Origin of the sequence: Hansschlegelia zhihuaiae (genome assembly GCF_004103825.1) — a bacterium.
GTDB classification, from domain to species: domain Bacteria; phylum Pseudomonadota; class Alphaproteobacteria; order Rhizobiales; family Methylopilaceae; genus Methylopila; species Methylopila zhihuaiae.
This window is the reverse complement of the sequence record NZ_RYFI01000017.1, coordinates 116620-120387: the sequence shown is the minus strand read 5'-3', so window position 1 is coordinate 120387 and position 3768 is coordinate 116620. Positions and strand designations below refer to the sequence as shown.

At 70.4% G+C, this 3768-nt stretch carries 3 protein-coding genes and 1 pseudogene; 1 reads left to right on the top strand and 3 read right to left on the bottom strand.

Features of this window, described 5'->3' with window-relative positions; translation table 11 throughout:
• From EK403_RS16990 to hemA, 3 genes are all read right to left on the bottom strand, one after another.
• The coding region (locus EK403_RS16990) for a class II aldolase/adducin family protein (protein WP_206659567.1) at nt 1–788 on the bottom strand (788 nt) is incomplete at its 3' end.
• On the bottom strand, nt 785–1879 hold the full coding sequence (gene mtnA / locus EK403_RS16985; RefSeq protein WP_128778655.1) for an S-methyl-5-thioribose-1-phosphate isomerase: 1095 nt from the start codon (nt 1877–1879) through the stop codon (nt 785–787). The genes EK403_RS16990 and mtnA, both read right to left, overlap by 4 nt.
• A gap of 170 nt (nt 1880–2049) precedes the next feature.
• Nucleotides 2050–3279 (bottom strand): 5-aminolevulinate synthase, encoded by a 1230-nt coding sequence (hemA, locus tag EK403_RS16980; RefSeq protein WP_128778654.1) that lies wholly within the window; start codon nt 3277–3279, stop codon nt 2050–2052.
• Nucleotides 3280–3474: 195 nt separating this feature from the next.
• Between hemA and EK403_RS23350 the strand changes: the two are divergent.
• Nucleotides 3475–3768 (top strand): annotated as a pseudogene (locus tag EK403_RS23350) (4-hydroxy-tetrahydrodipicolinate reductase); the annotation flags it as partial.

Sequence of the window (3768 nt, the reverse complement as noted above, 5' to 3'; positions counted from 1 at the left end):
GCTTGCGCCGCGTCGACCTCTCCCCGCTGGAAACAGGTGGGCGGAGGCGCGACGGAACGGGATCGGAACGGGATCGAGATCGCCGACAGCGTCCGGTCGCGCGACGTGATGAAGGCCTCCGCCGCCGCGACGAGATCGATCATGCGCTCGTAGGAGTCCCGGGCGGTCTCGCCGAATGAGAAGATCCCGTGCTTGAGCAGGATCAGGCCCTCGACCTTGGGGCTCTGCTCGAAGACCTCGGCGGCGGCCTTCGCCAGCGAAAAGCCCGGCATGATGTAAGGCACGAGACCGACCCGCCGGCCCCAGACCTCGTCGCAGAGGCGTTCGGCCTCGCGCTGGTCCGCGATGGCGCAAACCGCGACCGAATGGGTGTGGTCGATGAATTTCTGGGGCAGGAAGGCGTGCAGCAGCGTCTCGACCGACGGGTTCGGGGCGGCGGAGTCCATCAGGTTCTGGCGCTGGACGTTGACCATCTCCTCGTCGGAGAGCGCGTCGAGCAACCGGAGACGCCTGAGCGGTTCGAGGCGGACGGCGGGATGGCCCGCGGGCTCGATGGTCGCGAGGTCCCAGCCGCTGCCCTTGACGCGCAGGACGTTGATCTCTTCGCCGAGGACGGTGGTCGCACGCGTCTTCACCGACGTGTTGCCGCCGCCATGCATGACGAGCGCCGGGTCGCGGCCGAGCAGCCGGGCCGTGTAGGTGCGCAACGCCAGATCCTCGCCGACGCCGCGCTTGGCGTAGGCCGCGACAGTCGCGGCGGCATCCCGGTCCGACCACAGGCTGGTCACGCGGCTTTGGCCTCCGCGGGAAACAGCGAGGCCAGCCCCTCGGCGCTCGCGTCGCAGACGCCGCGTTCGGTGATGAGGCCGGTGACGAGGCGCGACGGCGTCACGTCGAAGGCGGGGTTGCGGGCGGGCGTCGCCTGGGGCGTCAGCCGCACCCTCTCGACGCGCCCGTCCACGGCCATGCCGGCGAGATGCGTGACCTCTTCCGGCGAGCGCTCCTCGATCGGGATGTCGCGGAGGCCGTCGACGATCCTCCAGTCCACCGTCGAGGCCGGCAGCGCGGCGTAGAACGGCACTCCGCAATCCTTCGCGGCCAGCGCCTTCAGATAGGTGCCGATCTTGTTGCAGACGTCGCCGGCCCGTGTCGTGCGGTCGCTGCCGACGATACAGAGGTCGACCTCGCCGCGCTGCATCAGGTGCCCGCCGGCGTTGTCGACGATGACGGTATGGGCGACGCCCTCCTGGGCGAGCTCCCAGGCGGTCAGGCTCGCGCCCTGGTTCCGTGGCCGCGTCTCGTCGACGAAGACATGAACCGGGAGCCCCGCCCGATGGGCCTTGTAGATCGGCGCAAGCGCGGTTCCCCAATCCACGGTCGCGAGCCATCCGGCGTTGCAGTGGGTCAGCACGTTGACGCGGTCGCGGCCGGATTTTTCGAATGCGGCGCGGATCAAGCTCTCGCCGTGGTTGCCGATCGCCGCGCAGGTCTCGGCGTCCTCGTCCGCGATCGCCGCGGCCTCGGCGAAGGCGGCGTCGGCGCGGTCGGAGGCGGGCAGGGCCGCGAGCCGCCGCTCCATGCGCTCGAGCCCCCAGCGCAGATTGACCGCAGTCGGCCGCGTCGCGAGCAGCCGGGCGCAGGCGCGCCTGAGACCGTCATCCGAGGCGTCGTCGCACATGGCGAGCGCCGCCCCGTAGGCGCCGGCGGCGCCGATCAGCGGGGCGCCCCGCACCACCATGTCGGCGATGGCGCGGGCGGCGTCCTCCATCGAACGCAGCGAGACCGTCTCGAAGGCGTGCGGCAGCCGCGTCTGGTCGATCACCGAGACATGGCCGCGGTCCGGCCAGATCGTCCGAAAATCCCGTCCTTCGACCTGCACTGCGTCCTCCCGGCGAGCGCCGGACCATAGCGCCTGCGCAGGCGTCCGTCAGGCGCTCTCGATCGCAGGCGCCGCGACGATCAGCTGCGACGCCACGCTGAGGATGTGCTTGTGATTCGGCATGCGGATGACGCTAGCGGGATCAGAGACGCGCCGCCTGCCGCGGGCTGCTACTCGGCCGCGATGGCCTCGTAGCGGCGCGGCAGGTCGAGCCTGGACCATACGGCGTCCATCGCGACGGCGAGTTCGCGGATCAGCGCGTCGTCGTGCAGCGGGGAAGGGGAGATCCTCAGCCGCTCGGTGCCGCGCGGCACCGTCGGATAGTTGATCGGCTGGATGTAGATTCCGTGCTCGGCGAGAAGCAGGTCCGACGCCGCCTTGGCCTTCTCCGGGCAGCCGACCAGCACCGGCACGATGTGAGTCTCGGACGGCATCACCGGCAGGCCGCGGGCGGAGAGCGCGATCTTGGTCTGCAGCGTCTGGCGCTGATGCCGGTCGCGCTCCGACTGGCTCGCCTTGAGATGCGCCACCGACGCGCGGGCGGCCGCGGCGATCGCGGGCGGCATGGCCGTGGTGAAGATGAAGCCCGGCGCATAGCCGCGGATCGCGTCGACGATGGGCTTCGAGGCAGCGACGTAGCCGCCGATCACGCCGAACGCCTTGGCGAGCGTGCCCTCGATCACGTCGACCCGGTGCATCACGCCGTCGCGCTCGGCGATGCCGGCTCCGCGGGGGCCATACATCCCCACGGCATGCACTTCGTCCAGATAGGTCATCGCGCCGTATTCCTGCGCGAGATCGCAGATCTTGCCGATCGGCGCGACGTCGCCGTCCATCGAATAGACGCTCTCGAAGGCGATCAGCTTCGGCCGCTCGCGGCCGGCCTCCTTGAGGAGCCGCTCGAGGTCGCCGAGGTCGCTATGGGCGAAGATCTTGCGCGAGCAGCCCGAGCCGCGCATCCCGGCGATCATCGAGGCGTGGTTCAGCGCGTCGGACAGGATCAGGCAATCGGGCAGTAGCCGCGCCAGCGTCGAGATCGACGCCTCGTTGGAGACATAGCCGGAGGTGAAGACAAGACCCGCCTCCTTGCCGTGGAGGTCGGCGAGCTCCTGCTCGAGCAGCACGAGGGGGTGGTTGGTGCCCGCGATGTTCCGCGTGCCGCCGGCCCCGGCCCCGACCTTCTCCGCGGTCTCGACCAGCGCTTCGATGACCGCCGGGTGCTGGCCCATGCCAAGATAGTCGTTGGAGCACCAGACCACGACGTCGCGCGCGCCTTCGGGCGCATGCCAGGTCGCGCGCGGGAAATCGCCGGCGCGGCGCTCGAGGTCGGCGAAGACTCGGTACCGCTTCTCGGCGTGCAGCTGGTCGACCGCGCGACGAAAGACGTCGTCATATGTCATGTGGCGCATCATCCCGCCGACTTCATAATGGTTCTAGGTCCGGATGTCGTGGGCGGAAGGTCGAAAAGCGACAGAAGGCCGCGCAATTTTGAGCAGGACGGCGCGACGTTGGGCGCCAACGCGGGGCTTTGGGTTGACCGGACGGCCGGTCTGCGGCCTTAGAGCGTGCGATCGAAGCCAACCGAGGGGCCGACCATGTCCGCCATGCGCCTGATCGTCGCCGGAGCCGCCGGGCGGATGGGCCGGGCGCTCGTCCGCGCCATCCACGAGACCGACGGCGCGGTGGTCGCCGGCGCCTTCGAGCGGCCGGGCTCCGAGGCGGTCGGCCTTGACGCGGGCGAACTCGCGGGCGTCGGCCCGCTCGGCGTCGCGGTGACCGACGATCCGCTGCCGCTCGTGCTCGATGCCGAGGGCGTTCTGGACTTCACCGTGCCGGACGCGACCGTCGCGCTGTCCGAGCTCTCGGCCCAGGCGCGCATCGTCCATGTC